Source organism: Nocardioides gilvus (genome assembly GCF_003194605.1).
Classification (GTDB): Bacteria; Actinomycetota; Actinomycetes; order Propionibacteriales; family Nocardioidaceae; genus Nocardioides; species Nocardioides gilvus.
This window is the reverse complement of sequence record NZ_QHKY01000004.1, coordinates 1-16,100: the sequence shown is the minus strand read 5'-3', so window position 1 is coordinate 16,100 and position 16,100 is coordinate 1. Positions and strand designations below refer to the sequence as shown.

Annotated in this window: 14 protein-coding genes and 1 rRNA gene; 1 reads left to right on the top strand and 14 read right to left on the bottom strand. The window is 68.7% G+C overall.

The features are described 5' to 3' along the window. Position 1: 1 nt before the first annotated feature. From DNK52_RS11935 to DNK52_RS11875, 13 genes are all read right to left on the bottom strand, one after another. Positions 2-388: a hypothetical protein gene (locus DNK52_RS11935; RefSeq protein ID WP_110241253.1), complete on the bottom strand. Its 387-nt coding sequence runs from the start codon at positions 386-388 to the stop codon at positions 2-4. Continuing rightward, entirely contained in the window at positions 385-1,227 is an 843-nt protein-coding gene (locus tag DNK52_RS11930) for a ParA family protein (RefSeq protein WP_110241604.1), read from the bottom strand. The genes DNK52_RS11935 and DNK52_RS11930 overlap by 4 nt, the downstream gene beginning before the upstream one ends. Before the next feature lie 371 nt (positions 1,228-1,598). After that, positions 1,599-4,193, bottom strand: a complete 2,595-nt coding sequence (locus DNK52_RS11925; RefSeq protein ID WP_110241252.1) for a DEAD/DEAH box helicase — start codon at positions 4,191-4,193, stop codon at positions 1,599-1,601. Beyond that, a complete protein-coding gene (xerD, locus tag DNK52_RS11920; protein WP_239455533.1) occupies positions 4,193-5,122 on the bottom strand; it encodes a site-specific tyrosine recombinase XerD in 930 nt (309 codons plus the stop codon). Before xerD ends, DNK52_RS11925 begins: the two co-directional genes overlap by 1 nt. Next, on the bottom strand, positions 5,119-5,709 hold the full coding sequence (locus tag DNK52_RS11915; RefSeq protein WP_110241251.1) for an NUDIX domain-containing protein: 591 nt from the start codon (positions 5,707-5,709) through the stop codon (positions 5,119-5,121). Before DNK52_RS11915 ends, xerD begins: the two co-directional genes overlap by 4 nt. 5 nt (positions 5,710-5,714) lie before the next feature. Beyond that, entirely contained in the window at positions 5,715-7,379 is a 1,665-nt protein-coding gene (locus DNK52_RS11910; RefSeq protein WP_110241250.1) for a CTP synthase, read from the bottom strand. An 11-nt stretch (positions 7,380-7,390) separates the two neighbouring features. Continuing rightward, complete coding sequence (locus DNK52_RS11905) at positions 7,391-8,278, bottom strand: copper transporter (protein WP_162598753.1); 888 nt, start codon at positions 8,276-8,278, stop codon at positions 7,391-7,393. Next, a complete protein-coding gene (gene steA / locus DNK52_RS11900) occupies positions 8,275-9,468 on the bottom strand; it encodes a putative cytokinetic ring protein SteA (protein ID WP_110241248.1) in 1,194 nt (397 codons plus the stop codon). Before steA ends, DNK52_RS11905 begins: the two co-directional genes overlap by 4 nt. Positions 9,469-9,520: 52 nt before the next feature. Beyond that, complete coding sequence (gene recN, locus DNK52_RS11895) at positions 9,521-11,269, bottom strand: DNA repair protein RecN (protein ID WP_204163516.1); 1,749 nt, start codon at positions 11,267-11,269, stop codon at positions 9,521-9,523. After that, a complete protein-coding gene (locus DNK52_RS11890) occupies positions 11,262-12,278 on the bottom strand; it encodes an NAD kinase (protein ID WP_110241246.1) in 1,017 nt (338 codons plus the stop codon). The genes recN and DNK52_RS11890 overlap by 8 nt, the downstream gene beginning before the upstream one ends. Then, complete coding sequence (locus DNK52_RS11885; RefSeq protein WP_110241245.1) at positions 12,275-13,114, bottom strand: TlyA family RNA methyltransferase; 840 nt, start codon at positions 13,112-13,114, stop codon at positions 12,275-12,277. The genes DNK52_RS11890 and DNK52_RS11885 overlap by 4 nt, the downstream gene beginning before the upstream one ends. Further along, a complete protein-coding gene (locus tag DNK52_RS11880; RefSeq protein WP_162598752.1) occupies positions 13,114-13,374 on the bottom strand; it encodes a hypothetical protein in 261 nt (86 codons plus the stop codon). Before DNK52_RS11880 ends, DNK52_RS11885 begins: the two co-directional genes overlap by 1 nt. A gap of 9 nt (positions 13,375-13,383) precedes the next feature. Then, on the bottom strand, positions 13,384-14,421 hold the full coding sequence (locus DNK52_RS11875; protein ID WP_239455532.1) for an HAD-IIA family hydrolase: 1,038 nt from the start codon (positions 14,419-14,421) through the stop codon (positions 13,384-13,386). A gap of 138 nt (positions 14,422-14,559) precedes the next feature. Here DNK52_RS11875 and DNK52_RS11870 point away from each other — a divergent pair, with 138 nt between their 5' ends. After that, positions 14,560-15,639, top strand: coding sequence for a DUF1015 family protein (locus tag DNK52_RS11870; protein WP_162598751.1), 1,080 nt, complete (start codon positions 14,560-14,562; stop codon positions 15,637-15,639). Between the two features lie 101 nt (positions 15,640-15,740). Here the strand turns inward: DNK52_RS11870 and rrf are convergent. After that, positions 15,741-15,857, bottom strand: a 5S ribosomal RNA gene (rrf, locus tag DNK52_RS11865). Positions 15,858-16,100: the final 243 nt, after the last annotated feature.

The following is a 16,100-nucleotide window of genomic DNA, read 5'->3' as shown; positions in this document are numbered from 1 at the left end:
ATCATTCCTCGCTCAGTCGGCGGACCAGCGCACTGTCCTCACCGTGCTCCGCGAAGTCAGCGAGCACCATGGCGACGGCCTCACGAACGATGCGTCCGCGATCGATGGCCAGTCCGTGGGCGCTCCGCAACGACAGCCGGGCGTGCTCGAGTTCGAGAAGCTCGTCGGAGGTGATGTAGACCGTCATCTTCTCGTCGTGCCGCACCCGGCCACTCGACCGGGGGGCCACGTCCTTCTTGGGGGCCGCAGCGCGCGCGACCCGCTCACGGGAAGTGGCCGAGCCGGTCCCGGTCTTCGTGTCGTCGGCATCAGGGACGGCCCGCACGGCCTTCTCGCCGGACGCGTCGCGCGTGGGCCGGAAGAGGTCGTCCGCTGCAGGCAGGCTCACTCGTCGAGCCACCGGGCAGACACCTCCCTGGCCAGCTGGCGGTAGGAGTCGGCTCCGGCCGAGGCGGAAGCGTACGAGGTGATCGGCTCGCCGGCGACCGTGGAGTCGGAGAACTTGACGGTCCTACGGATGACGGTGTGGAAGACCTTGTCACCCCACGCCTGCACCAGGCGTTCCATGACCTCGCGACTGTGCAGCGTACGCCCGTCGAACATCGTCCCGAGGACGCCGTCGATGGCCAGCTTGGGGTTGAGCCGTTCACGGACCTTGTCGATCGTCGTCTTCAGCAGAGCGACACCGCGCAGCGCGAAGTACTCGCACTCGAGCGGGATCAGCACACCGTCGGCAGCGGTCAGCGCATTGACGGTCAGCAGGCCGAGCGAGGGCTGGCAGTCGATGAGAATGACGTCGTACTTCTCGATCGCCGGCGCCAGGACGCGCTGCAGCGTCTGCTCGCGGGCGACCTCGTGGACCAACTGCACCTCGGCGGCCGAGAGGTCGATGTTGGAGGGCAACAGGTCCATGCCGGGCACGGCGGTGGGCACCACGACCTCGTCGACCTCGACGTCGCGCTGCAGCAGCAGGTTGTAGACGGTCAGTTCCATCTCGTGCGGGTTGAGGCCCAGGCCCACCGACAACGAACCCTGCGGGTCGAAGTCGACCAGGAGGACCTTGCGGCCGTACTCAGCCAACGCCGCCCCCAGGTTGATGGTCGTGGTCGTCTTGCCCACACCACCCTTCTGGTTGCACATCGCGATGACGCGCGCCGGGCCGTGCGTGGTCAGGGGGGCCGGGACTCCGAAGTCGGGCATCGGTCGACCGGTGGGGCCGACCTCCATGTCCCGGGTCACGGGAATGGGGAACGCGATGGGATCGCTCACGCGGGGCTCGTCTCCGACTTCGTGGGGGGTGGCTGCTGTGGGACTGCCAACGCTGGGACCGTCTGCGCTCGGAACGTGCGACCGCGCTGGACTGGCACTTGACTCCGGAAAACCCGGGATCGATCCCTGCACGCTCATCTGGCCCCGCTCTATTGTCGACACGGCGACATCTCGCCTTCTGTCGCGACTCTAGGGTGCGGCGTCGGACCCCCACAAGGCGACTCCCGAAACCCGTCCCTGCGTGCGGAAATCTGTGCACGAGCGCCCCCGCTGGGTGCACAGGCCGAAGTCAACTGTGCAGAACCCTGTGGAGGGTCCGCGGCGAGGGCTCAGCCCGTACGACGCATCGACGCGGTGGCCAGGACCAGTTCACCCGCAGCGTCGGTGGCGTCGCAGTCGAGGACCGCCTCGATCACCCAGTCACGGTGGCCCTCCGGGTCGGCAAGGGTCTGCAGGACGCGACGGATCCGCACCGGCTCGTCCTCCTCGTCCGCACCGACCGGCTCCCCCAACTCCTCAGGACCGATCTGCAGGTAGGAAGGACCGCGGGCCCCGCTGTCGGTGCCGAGGGTCTCGTGCTCCTGGTAGTACTCCTCGATGGCCTCGTCCCACGAGGAACGAGTCATCTGCACTCCGCGCGGCGGCTCGACCCGATCGGCCGCCTCACGCTCGAGGCACATGAGGGCATCGAGGTCGTCGCGAGCCACGGCGTTCACCCGGGCGAACATCGCGTTGCGCAGCATCACGCCCAGGGCCCGTTCGCGCTTCGTCAACGGGCGCGGGTTGGTCGGCGGTTCATGGTGGGCCACCACGCTGGGGACGTGGTCAGGGTCGGAGAGCGCCTCCCACTCGTCGAGCAGCGAGGAGTCGGTCTGCCGCACGACCTCGCCCAGCCACTCGAGCAGGTCCTCGAGCTCGTCGTTGCGGTTGCTCTCCGGGACCGAGTGGCGCAGGGCCCGGTAGGCATCGGTCAGGTAGCGCAGCACCAACCCCTCCGAACGGGCCAGCTGGTAGCGGCCGACGAAGTCGGTGAAGCCCATCCCCTGCTCATACATCTCACGCACGATCGACTTCGGGGACAACGCGTCCTCGGGGAGCCACGGGTGGGTGCGGCGATACATCTCGTACGTCACCCCCAGCAGCTCCGCCAGCGGCATCGGCCAGGTGATCTTCTCCAGCAACGCCATGCGCTCGTCGTACTCGATGCCGTCGGCCTTCATCTCACCGATCGCCTCGCCCCGGGCAGCGTGCTGCTGGGCGAAGAGGATCTGACGCGGCCCCTCCAGCACCGCCTCGATCACCGAGACGACGTCCAGTGTGTACGAGTCGGCCTCGGGGTCGAGGACGTCGAGGGCCGCCAGCGCGAAGTGGGACAACGGTTGGTTCAGGGCAAAGTCGTCCGGCAGGTCGAGGGTGAGGACGTAGCGGCGACCGAACTCGTCGGGCTCCTCGAGCCGGGTCAGGACCCCGGAGTGCAGCAGGCTGCGGGCCAGGCGCAGCGCACGCCGCGAGAGCTTGAGCTGGTTGCGCCGTTCCTCGTGATTGTCCTGCAGCAACTTGCGGAGCACGTCGAAGGTGTTCTCCTCACGAGCGATCACGTTGAGGAGCATCGAGTTGTCGACCTTCATCCGCGACATCAGCGGCTCGGGCTTCGACTCCACGAGCTTGGTGAAGGTCTGCTCGGTCCACACGACACTGCCCTCGGGGGGCTTCTTCAGCTGCGGCTTCGACTTCTTCTTCGGGTTGGCGGCGTTCTTCGCCTCCGACTTCGCCTTGGCGCGCTCGTTGTCGATGACGTGCTCCGGGGCCTGGACCACGACGTAGCCGATGGTGTCGAACCCGGCACGACCTGCACGACCGGCGATCTGCAGGAACTCGCGACTGCGAAGGATCCGCTGCTTGGTGCCGTCGAACTTCGACAGGCCGGTGAAGAGGACCGTGCGGATCGGGACGTTGATGCCCACTCCGAGCGTGTCCGTCCCGCAGATGACCCGGAGCAGCCCGGCCTGCGCCAACTGTTCGACCAGTCGCCGGTACTTGGGCAACATCCCCGCGTGGTGGACGCCGATGCCCAGCCGCAGCAACTTGGAGAGGGTCTTGCCGAAACCGGCACCGAACCGGAAGTCACCGATCTTGTCGCGGATCTCCTCGGCCCGCGCTGCCTTGCCGAGCGGCTTGATCAGCGAGGCAGCGTGCTCGACGGCCGCTGCCTGGGTGAAGTGCACGACGTACACCGGGGACTGATGGGTCTCGACCAGCTCCTGGAGCGTCTCGTCGAGATGGGTCAGGGACCAGGAGAAGTGCAGCGGGACGGGCCGCTCGGCCTCGTCGACCAGCGCGGTCTCGCGGCCGTTGCGCCGGGTCAGGTCCTCGCTCAGCGCGGAGACATCGCCCAGGGTCGCTGACATCAGGAGGAACTGTGCCTGCGGCAACTCGAGCAGCGGGACCTGCCACGCCCATCCGCGCTCCGGGTCGCCGTAGTAGTGGAACTCGTCCATCACGACGAGCCCGACGTCGGCGCCCTTGCCCTCCCGCAGAGCGATGTTGGCCAGCACCTCAGCGGTGCAACAGATCACCGGGGCGTCGGCGTTGACCGAGGCGTCGCCGGTGAGCATGCCGACGTTGTCGGCGCCCAGGGTCTCGCACAACGCAAAGAACTTCTCGCTCACCAGAGCCTTGATCGGCGCGGTGTAGAAGGAGACCCGGTCGGTGGCCAGGGCGGAGACGTGCGCTGCGAAGGCGACCAGTGACTTGCCCGAACCGGTGGGGGTGGCGAGCACGACGTTGCTGCCGGAGAGGAGTTCGAGGATCGCCTCCTCCTGGTGGGGGTAGAGCTCGATCCCCTCACCGGTGGCCCACTCGTTGAACGCGTCGTACAACGCGTCCTCGTCCTTGACTCCGTCCCACCAGGCCTTCGTCGTCATCAGCCGCGCGCCCGCGGATGGGCGGTGGCAAAGACCTCGCGCAAGTTGTCCACGGTCACCAGTGTGTACACCTGGGTGGTGGTCACCGACGCGTGCCCCAGCAATTCCTGCACGACGCGCACGTCCGCGCCGCCGTCGAGCAGGTGCGTGGCGAAGGAGTGTCGCAGGGTGTGCGGGGAGACGTCGCGTGTCACCCCGGCCCGGTCTGCTGTCTTCACCAACACCGACCACGCGCTCTGTCGCGACAGACGCCCGCCGCGGGCGTTCAGGAAGACCCCGGGCGTCCCCTTGCCCCGCGACACCAGCTCGGGCCTGGCACGCCTGAGATAGGCCTCCACCGCCTCCACGGCGTACGACCCCACGGGGACCAGACGCTCCTTGTCGCCCTTGCCACGCAGCAGCACGGTGCGGTCCACGAGGTCGATGTCGTCGATGTCGAGACCCACCGCCTCGGAGATCCGGGCTCCGGTCCCGTAGAGCACCTCCAGCAGCGCGCGGTCCCGCAGCGCCAGCACGGTGTCGGGAGCCCCGGCGGCCTCGAGGATGGCCTCCACGTCGGAGAGCGGAAGGGCCTTGGGCAGCCGCTTGTCCGGAGTCGGAGGACGCACGGCGGAGGCGGGGTCGACCTGGGTGAGGCCGTCACGCACCGCGAACTTGTGGAAGCCGCGTACGGCGACCACGGTGCGCGCCGCCGAGGTCGCGCTGAGCGCGGGGTGTTCCTCAGAACCCTCGCGCAGGTGCACCAGGAAGGAGGCCACCGTCGCCTCGTCGATCTGGTCGAGCTCGTGCACCTCACGGCTGGCGAGGAAGTCGACGTAGCGCCGCAGGTCGCGGCGGTACGACGACAACGTGTTCACGGCCAGTCCGCGCTCGACGCCGAGGTGGTCGAGGTAGGTGCGCACCGCGCGGACCAGGCCGCTGGCACTCACAGACGCCCTCGCCGCTTCAGCACGTCGTAGACGAGCACGGCCTGCACCAGCGGGCCCTGCCTGACGCGTCCGTCGAGGACGGCCTCCAGGAGCTCTTCGTACGGCACCCAGAGCGATTCCATCTCGGCTTCCTCGTGCTCCAGCTCGAAATCCCCTCGGGGGGCCGAGCTCAGGCCCCTCGCCAGGAAGATCTCGTGGACCTCGTCGGTGATGCCCGCCGAGGGAAAGGTGCTCAGGAGGGGTGTCCATGAGCTCGCGGAGAGCTCGGCCTCCTCGCGCAGCTCACGCTTGGCGGTCTCGACGGCGGGCTCGCCCTCCGCGTCGCGGATGCCAGCGGGGATCTCGACGAAGACGTGCGCCGAGGTGTGCCGGTACTGGCGCAGGAGGAAGACGTTCTCGTCGTCGTCGATCGCCAGCACCATGACTGCCCCGGGATGCTCCACGGAGATCCGGGCGAAGGTGTGCTCAGGCTTGCCCGGCGCACTGATCACGTCTTCGCGGACGCCCACCACCCAGGCATCGCGATAGATGTCCCGGGAGCTGTGGACCGGCCAGGACTCCGGCCGGTCCGCCAACTCCTCAGGCATGTGACTCAGGCGTCCTGCTCGACAGGGATGAGCATTTCCTTCTGGCGCTTGATCGCGGCCTCGACCAGGCCCGCGAAGAGCGGGTGCGGCCGGGTCGGACGCGACTTGAGCTCGGGGTGTGCCTGGGTGCCGATGTAGAAGGGGTGCACGTCGCGCGGCAACTCCACGAACTCGACCAGGTCCAGGTCGGGGTTGACACCGGAGAAGACGATCCCGGCCTCACTGAGCTGGTCGCGGTACTCGTTGTTGACCTCGTAGCGGTGACGGTGACGTTCCTCCACCAGGTCGCTGCCGTACAGGTCGCGCGCCAAGGTGCCTGCCCCCAGCCGCGCGGGGTAGGCACCGAGGCGCATCGTGCCGCCCAGGTCTCCCCCGCCCTCCACGAACTCCTTCTGCTCAGCCATCGTGGAGATCACCGGGACGAGCGTCTCCGGGTCGAACTCGGTGGAGTCGGCCTGGTCGAGGCCAAGGACGTTGCGCGCGTACTCGATGACCATGCACTGCAGGCCCAGGCAGATGCCCAGCACGGGCACCTGGTGGGTCCGGGCGAAGGTCAACGCTCCGAGCTTGCCCCCGAGTCCGCGGACACCGAAGCCGCCCGGAACGAGGATGCCGTCGACGTCGCCGAGCTGCTTGAGCGCGCCTTCCGGCGTGGCACACGTGTCGCTGGCCACCCAGCGCAGGTGCACCTTGGCCTCGTTGGCGAAGCCGCCGGCGCGCAGGGCCTCAGCCACGGAGAGGTAGGCGTCTGGGAGGTCGATGTACTTGCCGACGATCGCGATCGTGACGTCCTCCTTCGGGTGGTGCACCCGACGCAGGAGGTCGTCCCAGGTGGTCCAGTCGACGTCACGGAAGGGCAGGTCGAGACGGCGTACGACGTAGGCGTCGAGGCCCTCGGAGTGCAGCACCTTGGGGATGTCGTAGATCGACGGAGCGTCCGCGCAGGTCACCACGGCCTCGTCCTCGACGTCACACATCAGCGCGATCTTGCGCTTGATGCCCTCGGGGAGATCACGGTCGGCGCGGCAGACGATGGCGTCGGGCTGGATACCGATGTTGCGCAGGGCAGCGACCGAGTGCTGGGTCGGCTTCGTCTTGAGCTCACCCGAGGGGCCGATGTAGGGCACCAGGGAGACGTGGATGAAGAAGCAGTTGTCCCGGCCGATCTGGTGGCGCACCTGGCGCGCGGCCTCGAGGAACGGCAGGGACTCGATGTCACCGACGGTGCCACCGATCTCGGTGATGACCAGGTCGACGTCGTCCCCGCCCATGGCGAGGATGCGGTCCTTGATCTCGTTGGTGATGTGCGGGATGACCTGGACGGTGTCACCGAGGTAGTCGCCGCGGCGCTCCTTGGCGATGACGGTGGAGTACACCTGCCCCGTCGTCACGTTGGCGATCTGGTTCAGATCGGTGTCGAGGAACCGCTCGTAGTGACCCACGTCGAGGTCGGTCTCGGCTCCGTCGTTGGTGACGAAGACCTCACCGTGCTCGAAGGGGTTCATGGTGCCCGGATCGACGTTGAGGTACGGGTCGAGCTTCTGCATCGTCACGCGCAGGCCGCGCGCCTTCAGCAGACTGCCCAGACTCGAAGCCGTCAGGCCCTTGCCGAGTGAGGAGACGACTCCTCCAGTAACGAAAACGTGCTTGGTGGCTCTGCGACTCTTCACGGGCTTCGATGCTACCCGAGCGGGAGCGATCCGTCCGAACCTGTGGCACCGAAGGCTCCACCCTGCGTGTCGTACGCCCGCGCCAGGGCCAGCACGGTCGCCACCCGTCCAGCGGCGGTCTCCACACCGTCGACGGAGCTCGCGGCCCCGAGCTCGTCGGCCTCCCGCAACCTGGCGAGCTGGCTGTCGTCCGAGGTGGTGCGACCGGCCAGCACCACTCCGCGTGACTTGGCGGCCAGACCACGGACGATCCCACCGAGGATCGCGTCGGCCCCGTCGCCGGTGACCTCGTCGCCCAGGACGACCAGGACCAACGGGGCACGGCCCGAGCCCGATGCCACCTCGGGCAACAGGTTGGCGCCCGTCAGCCCGTCAGCAACGGCCTCGCTCTCGGCAGACCGCTCCACCGTCTGCTCGCCCCGGGTGGCCACGGTGAAACCGAGCAACTCACCCGCGCGCTCGTAGGTGCTTGCGTCCGCGCTCACGGTGCCGTTCGGCAGCTGGGTCATCAACTGGCTGCCCAGGGTGTCCACCAGGGACTTCTCCGTGGGGTTGACGAAGCTCGATCCGAGCTCCTGGGTGACGACCACCTCGCCACCGGCGCCGTCGATCTCGTCGGTGAGCGTCTCCACCAGGGAAGGATCCGCTCCGGGCATCGTCACGACCGTGATCTCACGGCCCTCCAACTTCTGCGTGTACAGGACCGCGGAGGCATCGGTGGCGAACCGTTCGCCGAACGCGGCTTCGGCCTGGGCCTTCTCCACGTCCGCCTGCAGGGCCTCGGTGTTCTCGGCGCCGCGACCGATCTCGCTCAGGGGCCCTCCGCCGAGGACGACGCCGATGGCCAGGGCCAGGAAGACCGCCACGAGGGTGACGACATGGGTACGGAACGAAATCACGAGAAGATCCCCTGCAGGTAGTCGATGAGGTCGGAGGACTGGGTGGCCAACGCGTCGGCCCACTCCTGTCCCACCGGGGTGGTGCCGATCGCCGCCGCGAGCGCGACACCCGCGGCCAGCAGGACGGCGAGGAGGTGCCGGGGACGTACGCGACCGGAGTAGACGGTGCGTACGGCAGTGGCGTCGACGAGTCGCGGGCCGACCTTGAGGCGGGTCAGGTACGTGCTGGCGAGACCGGAGCGTTGCCGGTCGAGGAACTCGTCCAGCGTGGCGTGCATGCCCACTCCGACGATGACGCTGGCCTGCCCCGCGTCCGCGAGGAGCAGGGCGGCGTCCTCGGTGGTGGCGCTGGACTCGAAGAGCAGGGGCTGCACACCCCACGTGGTGAACCGCTCGCCGACGGTGCGTGAGGCACCCCGATCCACCCGCAGGACCACGTCACGGGCTGACTTGAGGGTCTTGGGGTCCGGTGTCTCCTCATCGGTGACCCGGGCCGAGGTGACGATGACGTCAGGCCGGTGGCCGGCCGCCCGGAGCGCGTCCGCGCCCCGGTCCACTCCGATCAGGACCGGGCCCTGCTCCACGATGAAGCGGCGGATGGCCTTCAGCTCCTCCGCGTGGTCACGCCCGGGAGCCACCACGACCACTGGACGATCAGCGATCTTGGTGGCGGGGGTCGGCACTCCCTGCCCGTGGAGCAGGAGATCCTGCTCACGTCGCAGGAACTCAGAACTGTTGTGGGTGAAGCTGTCGAGCTGGTGCGCCAGACCGACTCGGGCGTCCGCGGACTGTTGCCGGGCGCCGACCGCGTCGAGCACCTCCCCGGTCAGGACTCGCTCCCGCGGAGCGTGGATCGTGCCTCCGTCCACGCGCAGGGACTCACCCTCGCGCACCGCGTCGAAGAGATCAGGGCCGAGACGGTCGACCATCACCACGCCGGCGTCCGCCAGCACCTGGGGACCGAGGTTGGGGAAACGCCCTGAACTCATCGGGGAGGCGTTGAGCACCGCTCTCACCCCCGCGTCCACCAATGCCTGCGCGGTGGCGCGGTCGAGGTCGAGGTGGTCGATGACCGCCACGTCCCCCTCGCGCAGGCGAGGGAGCAGGGCACGGATGCGCCGATCGACCCGGGCGGTCCCGAGGACTCCGGGCAGATCGGACGAGGGACGGGTTCTGGAGGCAAACTTCATGGCTCGTCCATGGTGACAAACCGCAACGGCCCAACGGCGCAGGCTCTCCGCCTCAGCGAGTCGCGGTCCGCGCGGTCTCGATCAATTCGCGGGCATGGGCCAACGCCGTGTCCGAGTCGTCCAGCCCTGCGAGCATCCGGGAGAGCTCGCGCTCCCGCTCGTCCTCCGCCAAGGTGTGCAACCCGGAAGTGGTCACGGTGCCGTCACTCGCCTTGGCCACGACGATGTGTCGGTCGGCGAACGCTGCGACCTGTGGCAGGTGGGTGACCACGAGGACCTGCGAGGTGCGGGCCAACTTGGCGAGGCGCCGGCCGATCTCGATCGCCGCCTTGCCCCCGACCCCCGCGTCGACCTCGTCGAAGACGAAGGTCGGCACGGTCGTGGTGGCGGCCAGCACGACCTCGACAGCCAGCATGACTCGGGAGAGCTCACCGCCCGAGGCACCCTTGTCCAGAGGTCGCGGGTTCATTCCGGCATTGGCGGCCAGAAGGAACTCGACCTCGTCGAGCCCCGTGGCCGTGCACCGAAGGTGCCTGCCGTCGACCTCGAGGGTCTTGGTGTCCGTCCCCCCCTCGCCGGGACTCGCCTCGGTCTGGGACACGACGGCCTCGAGCCGCGCGTGCGGCATCGCCAGGAGCGTCAGCTCATCGCTGACCTCGGCACCGAGGCGCACCGCAGCATCGGTGCGAAGTCGTGAGAGCTGAGCACCGATCTCTGCCAACTCCGCACGCAAGGACGCGCGCTCCTCACGCAACGCGTTGACCCGGTCGTCGGTGTCGTCGAGCTCGAAGAGACGACGAGCCGCCTCCTGGCTCCAGGAGAGAACCTCGTCGATGGTCTCGCCGTACTTCCGGGTGAGGCCGATGAGGTCGGACCGCCGCTCGCTCACCGACGCGAGCCGGGCCGGGTCGGTCTCCAGCGAGGAGGCGTACGACGCGACGTCGGCCGCGAGGTCGGAGAGCAGGTAGGTCAGTTCGGCCAGACGGTCAGCCAGCCCCGCCGCCTCCGGGTCGTGGTCGCGTACGCCGTCCAGGGCGGCTCGGGCCGCAGCACCGGCTCCCAGCGCGTCGGGCGTGCCCTGGTCCGAGGAGAGCGCCTCCCGGGCGGTCTCCGCCGCCACGCGCAGGGTGTCGGCGAAGCCGAGCCGTGTCTCCTCGGCAGCGAGCGCCAGGTCCTCACCCGGCTCCGGGGAGACCTTCTCGATCTCCTCCAGGGCGAACCGCAGTTGATCAGCTTCGCGTGCCCGCTCCCGCGCGCTCGTGACCACCTCGTGCAGCTCGGACTCCACCGCCGTCAGACGCCGCCAGGCAACGCGGTAGGCCGCCAGTGCGGTTTCGACCTCCGTCCCCGCGTAGCGGTCCAGGGCTCCCCGCTGCGCCGAGGCCTTCAGCAGACGGTGCTGGTCGGACTGACCGTGCACCGCCACGAGTGGCTCGGCGATCTGAGCCAGTTTGGTCGCGGGCACGCCGGCGCCGCCGACCCAGGCCCGGGAGCGTCCTTCGGCGGAGATGTTGCGGGCGAGGACAACTCGCCCCTCCTCGACCTCGCCGCCGTGCTCGTTGACCTCGTCGACGAAGCGCTCGAGGCCCTCGGTGACCACGACGCCCTCGACCCGGGCCGAGGACGCCCCGCGACGCACCGCGCCACTGTCCGCCCGCCCGCCCAGGAGGAGCCCGAGTGCGGTGACCACCATCGTCTTGCCGGCGCCGGTCTCACCGGTGATGACGGTGAGTCCGGGGCCCAACTCCAGGGTGGAGGAGTCGATCACGCCCAGCGAACTGATCCTGATCTCCTCAAACACCGGAGTCCTCCGTCGTCGTCGCGACCGCACTGCTCGGGGGCGAATGATCGAGCGAGACCAGCTCATTGTCCGAGCGCAGCCGTCGTTCGGCCGAACCACGCCAGCCCACCACCGACAGGCCGAACTTGGCCACCAGGCGGTCCGTGAACGGCGCCTCGTGCAGGCGCACCAACCTGACCGGCCGGTGTCCACGACTCACCACGATGCGCGCGCCGGGAGGCAGGTCGACCGTGCGTCGTCCGTCGCACCACAACACCCCGGCCCCCTGGTTGCCGGCGAGCACCTCGATCGCCATCACCGAGGTAGGTGCCACCACCAGGGGACGGGCGAAGAGGGCGTGCGCGCTGATCGGGACCATGAGCAACGCCTCGACGCCGGGCCAGACCACCGGACCGCCGGCACTGAAGTTGTAGGCCGTGGAGCCCGTGGGAGTGGCGCAGACGACTCCGTCGCAGCCCCAGCGGGACAAGGGCCGCCCGTCGATTCCGACGACCACCTCGAGCATCCGCTCACGCGACCCCTTCTCGACGCTGGCCTCGTTGAGGGCGAAGGTCCGGGCGACGAGTTCCTCGCCCTGGTAGACCGCGACATCGAGAGTGAGCCGGTCCTCGGTCGTGTAGCGGCGGTGCACGAGCGCATCGATGGTCGTCTCGACGTCCTCGACCTCGGCCTCGGCGAGGAAGCCGACATGACCCATGTTCATCCCGAGCAGCGGAGTCCCGCTGCGGTGGGTGTACTCGGCGGCCCGGAGGATGGTGCCGTCGCCGCCCAGGACCAGGGCCACCTCGCAGTCGTCGCCCACGTCCTCCCCCTCGGGGACCACCTCGATGGCGGGCCCGAGCTCGGCGAGGTCGAGCCCCAGCTCCTCAGCCTGCTTGTCGACCAGACGAACCACCATGCCGTGCCCGGTCAGCGCCGCCACGAAGGAGCGGCCGACGGCGATGGCTGCCTCACGTCCGGTGTGCACCAGCAGGAGGACACGACGGACGGCAAGCGGTTCGGAGGTCACGGAGCAACCCTCTCACTGGGAACCCCGAGAGATGCGGAACGTTCCACCTCGGCGCGGATGTCCTCCTCGCCGATCGCTGCCTCACCTCGGCGCAGCAGCAGGAAGAACTCGACGTTGCCCGAAGGGCCGGGCAGGGGACTCGTTGCCACCGCCACCGCTCCCCAGCCCCGTTGCGCTGCCGCCGTCGCCACGGCGGCCACTGCTTCGGTACGCAGCCCGAGGTCGCGGACGACCCCGCCCTTGCCCACCCGGTCCTTGCCGACCTCGAACTGTGGCTTGACCATCAGAGCGAGCTCTCCGTCGGGAGCCGTCACCGCGAGGAGTGCGTCCAGGACCAGCCGCAGGGAGATGAACGAGAGGTCCCCGACCACCAGGTCGACCGGACCTGCGACCAGGTCCAGGTCGAGGTCGCGGATGTTCGTACGGTCGTGCACCACCACGCGCTCGTCCTGCTGCAGCCGCCACACGAGCTGTCCGTACCCGACGTCGACGGCCAGCACCTGCCTGGCACCTCGCTGCAGCAGCACGTCGGTGAATCCGCCTGTCGAAGCCCCGGCGTCCAGACAACGCTTCCCCTCGACAGTGAGGCCGTGCTCCTCGAAGGCCGTCAGGGCGCCCACCAGCTTGTGGCCACCCCGGGAGGCGAAGTCCGGTCGGTCAGGGTCCTCGGAGACGACGAGGGCAACGTCCGTGGTCACACCCGTGGCGGGCTTGGTGGCCACCGCGCCCGCCACCTTGACCCGACCTTCGGCGATCAGAGTGCTGGCGTGCTCCCGGGAGCGGGCCAGACCACGACGTACGAGTTCCTGGTCGAGTCTGAGGCGGCGTGGCGGCACTACTCCTTCACCGCCTCGGCGATCCCGGCCGTGGGATCGGCGTCGAGCGCGCGCCGCAGGCGTTCGTGCGCCCGCTCGAACACCTCGACCCGATCGGCGACCGGCAACTCCCCCACCGACTCGATCTCCGCCAGCACACGGTCGACCTCGGGCAGTCCAGTCCGCTCGGACGCAGCGCCACGATCGACGGCCGCCGAGGCCTCGTCGTCGACCTCGATGGACACTGGGCGCTCATCTGCCGACCGGGACGATTCGCTCATGCGTCGAGATTACCCGTCTCGGGCGACTGGTTCGCTCGGCGGCACGACGCTGCCTGTGAGTACCACTCCCCTGCCCTCGTCCTGGTGACGCCAGGCGGCGCTCGCCACGGCGCGCCACCAGTCATCGCCGTCTCCGCCGCCACGGACCGACAGGTGCCCATCGGCCGTCACCGTGACCTCCCACCCGTCCAACGCAGCAGTGACGAGGCCGGGGGTGACGCGCGTCGTGGCTACCGGATGGGGTTCGAAGATCCCCTGGAGGGTGCTTGCGATGTACGAGGGACGTTCCTGCGGTGTCGCCGCGACGAGTTCCGCCAGACCGGTGACACCGGTGAGCACGAGCAGGGAGGGCACTCCGACGTTGTGGGCACCCTCCATGTCGGTGTCCAGGCGGTCGCCCACCATCACTGCCGACGTGGTCCCGGCGCGAGCCATCGTCTCGTCGAGCAGCGGCCGTGAGGGTTTGCCCCCCACCTGCGGAGTGACTCCGGAGAACTGACTCAACATCTCCACCTGGACCCCGTGTCCGGGGGCCTGGCCGTAGTCCGTGGGAAAGGACATGTCGGTGTTGGTGGCCACCCACGGCAGACCCTGGCGGATACGCACCGCCACCCGCATCACGTCTCGCCACAGCACATCGGGACCGAACCCCGTCACCACGGCCACCACGTCGTCACGGGTCACGTCCAGCACCGGGTCCAGACCAACCGCCACCAACGCCTCCCGAAGCCCTTCGGCGCCCAGCATCAGCACACGGGCCCCCACGCCCCACTCGCGTACGAGCAGGCCTGCGGCAGCCTGCGACGAGGTGACCACGTCGGTGGCCGCGGCCTCGACCCCGAGCTCGTTCAGGTGGGTCGCCACCGTCTGCGCTGTACGCGACGCGTTGTTGGTCACGAACGCCACCTTCGATCCGGCCGCACGCACCCGGGACAGCGCCTCGGGGGCGCCGGCCACCGCACGCCCGCCGATGTAGACGACTCCGTCCAGGTCGACCATGAAGAGGTCGAACTCCTCGACGAGGGGGCGACGAGATTCCAGCAACACGGTGGTCCTCCTTGCAGGGTTGCTTCGCCAGCACCCTACGATGCTTCGATGCACGTCAACGGCGAAGGACCTCCGGCAGTCGAGGTTCCGGCATCACCAGCGCGCCCTTTCAGGCTGCGCCGGTTCCGTGGCGTCCGGTTGTCCCCGCAGAAGGTGGCCAACCCGGCCACCGCTCGAGCCTTTGCCCGGCCGTACCACCACGTCGCCCGGCGGCTCGCCGAATGGCAGGCAGAGGGATACGTGCAGCTCGACAGCGAGCCCGCGTTGTACCTGCACGAATACTCCGTCCACGGGATGACGATCCGCGGACTCGTGGGCGGAATGGATCTCTCCTCACGCGCTGCGACGACGGAGGAGAGAGTCGTCTTCCCGCACGAGGCGGTGCACCCCGAGCAAGCTGATGAGTTGGCCGATCGGATGCACGAGATGGGGCTCAATCCCGCCCCCATCCTGCTGGTCCACCGCGGCCCGGCCGACGTACGGGCTCTCCAGGCCGAGATCATGCGCCAGGTGCCCGACCACGAGTTCACGGACCGCGCGGACCAGCACCACCGGCTGTGGCGGATCACGACTCCGGCGCATCTCGACACGATCGAGGCCGGACTGGCGACGAGCACCTTCATGATCGCCGACGGCCATCACAGATACGCGGCCTACCTGCGTCTCCAGGAGAGCCATCCCGGCACTGCCTGGGACCGTGGCTTGACCATGGTGGTCGACCAGGACGACACCCCGTTCTTCCTGGGGGCCATCCACCGTACGTTCGTGGGCACCAGCCTCGACGCCCTGGCGGCCGCAGCCCAGGCTGCCGGCGCCACCGCGCAGTTCCCGCGTGCTGAGGCTGCCCTCCAGGCCCTGGGTGGCACCACCTGGATCGCCACGGACGGCGACCGGTGGATGAGTGTCGACACCAGCGAGCTCCCGGGGCACAGCAGCCCCGTCGAGGACCTGCACCACACCTTGGTCCCGCTGCTCGAGCGGGAGCCCGCCGTGCAGCACCACCACTCGGTCGAGGACGCCATCAAGGCTGCCGGGCTGAACTCGGTGTCGATTCTGCTGCCCGCCCCGGACCACGGTCTCCCGGACCGCATCATGGGGGCCATCCGACTGCTGCCCGAGAAGGCCACGTCCTTCCAGCCGAAGCCCAGTCTCGGGGTCCTCATGCGCTCGGTCGACTCAGAGCTGATGACTCCTTTGGCTCCCGACGTCGTCCTCTGACGACACTGGCGAGTAGTTCCGTCTCCTACCGGCGTCAATCGGTGCAGGCTGAAATGCAGAAGAGGCACCACACTGTTTGTGGTGCCTCTTCTTCAAAGTAGGTCCGGCGGCGTCCTACTCTCCCACGACGTCTCCATCGCAGTACCATCGGCGCTGAAAGGCTTAACTTCCGGGTTCGGGATGGGACCGGGTGTTTCCCTTTCGCTATGGCCGCCGTAACTCTTGCGAACACTCCCGGGCCTGTGACATCACCACGAATCTCTCGTGGGGTCACGGTCCTTGGAATGTCCAAGCCATGTGTATTCAGTTCATCTGTCCAGATCCAACACGGGTGTGTTGTCTGGGAACTGGTTAGTGGACGCGTGCGCTGTTGTGTACTTCATGCTCAATGTTTTGAGGTGTTTTGTACGGTGTTGGGACAAGCCCTCGGCCTATTAGTACCGGTCGGCTGGGCATTACTG

Coding starts and splice junctions, on each gene's coding strand:
- DNK52_RS11915 (WP_110241251.1), bottom strand. CDS start 5,709: ATGCCTGAGGAGTTGGCGGACCGGCCGGAGTCCTGGCCGGTCCACAGC.
- DNK52_RS11930 (WP_110241604.1), bottom strand. CDS start 1,227: ATGGAGGTCGGCCCCACCGGTCGACCGATGCCCGACTTCGGAGTCCCG.
- steA (WP_110241248.1), bottom strand. CDS start 9,468: ATGAAGTTTGCCTCCAGAACCCGTCCCTCGTCCGATCTGCCCGGAGTC.
- DNK52_RS11925 (WP_110241252.1), bottom strand. CDS start 4,193: ATGACGACGAAGGCCTGGTGGGACGGAGTCAAGGACGAGGACGCGTTG.
- DNK52_RS11880 (WP_162598752.1), bottom strand. CDS start 13,374: ATGAGCGAATCGTCCCGGTCGGCAGATGAGCGCCCAGTGTCCATCGAG.